The organism is Streptomyces sp. NPDC057428, assembly GCF_042803195.1.
GTDB lineage: Bacteria > Actinomycetota > Actinomycetes > Streptomycetales > Streptomycetaceae > Streptomyces.
Map to the genome: position 1 here is coordinate 1 of NZ_JBHVCT010000214.1, position 1,812 is coordinate 1,812.

Here is a 1,812-nt window from a genome sequence, read left to right on the forward strand (position 1 = left end):
CTTCCGTAACCGCGCCAACCAGCGGCTCCGATCACGTTGTGCAACCACCCGGCGGAGCCGACGGGAAGCACACCCCCACTAAATTCGAAGACCCAGCATGACGGCAGCGGGAATCGACTTCGGGACCACCAACTCCGGCGCCGCCCAGTGGAACGGCGAGTACGTCGAGGTGCTGGAGATCGGCGGTCAGGGTTTGGACGCCAACTGGGGGCGCAGGGGGTTCGAGCTGCTCTACCCGTCGGTCGTCGGCACGAGTTCCCTGCGGCCGGGCACGCTGTTCGGCTGGGAGGCGAAGCTCCGGTCCGAACAGGCCGTCGAGGCGTGCAAGCGGATGCTGCGGGAGGAGCCGTTCGTCAAGCTGGGCGGTGAACGGTTCGCCGCGACCACCGCCGCGGCTGGCGTCTTCCACGCCATCGCCAGGGCCGCGGAGGAGGAAGCCGCCACCGAGATCCGCGAGGCCGTCGTCACAGTGCCCGCCAACGCGACCGGCGCGGCCCGATTCCGTACGCGTGAGGCAGCCCGTGCCGCTGGGATCACGGTCCGCACACTGCTGGCTGCAGTCAGATCCCAGCGGTACGCACCGCGGTCTCGGAGGCACTCGGCTGCGAACTCGTCGACACCGCAATGTGCAACCCGATGACCGCAGTGGCCGAAGGAGCGGCGATCAGCGCGGCAGCCATCGACGGCGAGCTCAAGAGCATCATCCGCGTGGTCAACACGCACGCCCTCGGCACGATCACCAAGGACCGCGAGGGCAGGCGAGGATTCAGCGCCCTCATCGACCGGAACCAGCGTCTGCCACAGCAGCGCGTGAAGTCGTACGAGCCGACCAGGGACAAGCTCTCCCAGCTGACCGTGGAAGTCTGGGAGGGTGACCCGGATCGCGAGGTCGACCACCCGGACAACGTCAAACTGACCGACCTCATCCTGAGGTACCCGCGGCCTTGCACGGCCGAGGACGGCATCTTCGATCTGGAGTACACCTACAGCAAGGAAGGTCTGCTGACCGTCGCGGCGACCCTTCAGAAGACCGGAGAGGTCGTCCTCGACGGAGAGGTGAAGGTGTTCGGGGACGGAAACGTCCTGCCGGAGGTGAAGAAGGAACTCGACCGCCTGCTCGCCCTTGCCCCGGCCGCCCGGCCCGCCGCCACGCCGACCCACCCGCAGCAAATCCGCCCCATTGGCCAGGGGGATGGAGTTCCCAAGCCCGCCCGCCAGGTTCCTCACCCCGCACGGCCCGCACAAGCACGGCGGCGCCACCACTCGTCGTGGACGGCTCCAACCTCGCTTGGAACGGCCGGCCCCCGCGCGCGGCGGGCGGCAAACCGAGCTTCGCGGCGTTGGAGGCGGCTGTCCGGTCGCTGCGGTCCAAGCGTCCCGAACGCGACATCCACGTGGTGGTCGACGCCACGCTGCGCCACGACGTGTCTGACGAAGAGCGCCCCCAGGTGGAAGCTGCCATCGCCGACGGTAAGGTCGTCCAGCCCCCCGCCGGGACCGAGGGCCGGGGCGACGCGCTGGTGATCAGCATCGCTGAGGAGGTTGGCGGGGTCATCATCTCCAACGACAACTTCGCGCCGTTCCAAAAGGCGAACCCTTGGCTCCGGGACGCGGGGCGGGTCCTCGGAGCCACTCACTCCCAGGGGGTGTGGGTCTTCAACCGACGCGTACCGAATGCGGCGGCGCCCGCACGGCCAAGGTGACACGTTCGGGGTGACCCCTCTCTGTCAGCCTTGGGTGAGACGCCCCGCTTCGTCGGGTTAGCCTGAGAGGGCACGACAGGAGAACCACCCCCTCATGACCAGCACCAAG

2 protein-coding genes and 1 pseudogene are annotated in these 1,812 nt (G+C 68.5%); all 3 read left to right on the top strand.

Annotated elements, in window-relative coordinates; genetic code table 11:
• Positions 1–97: 97 nt before the first annotated feature.
• The 3 genes and pseudogenes from ACFU5K_RS31815 (at position 98) to ACFU5K_RS31825 (ending at position 1,703) form a co-directional block, all read left to right on the top strand.
• On the top strand, positions 98–640 hold the full coding sequence (locus ACFU5K_RS31815) for an Hsp70 family protein (protein ID WP_384068202.1): 543 nt from the start codon (positions 98–100) through the stop codon (positions 638–640).
• Positions 565–978 (top strand): annotated as a pseudogene (locus ACFU5K_RS31820) (Hsp70 family protein); the annotation flags it as partial. The gene ACFU5K_RS31815 and the pseudogene ACFU5K_RS31820, both read left to right, overlap by 76 nt.
• A gap of 290 nt (positions 979–1,268) precedes the next feature.
• A complete protein-coding gene (locus ACFU5K_RS31825; RefSeq protein WP_384068205.1) occupies positions 1,269–1,703 on the top strand; it encodes a hypothetical protein in 435 nt (144 codons plus the stop codon).
• Positions 1,704–1,812: the final 109 nt, after the last annotated feature.

Excerpts from the sequence above, each read along its gene's own strand:
- ACFU5K_RS31815 (WP_384068202.1), top strand. The coding sequence starts at position 98 with ATGACGGCAGCGGGAATCGACTTCGGGACCACCAACTCCGGCGCCGCC.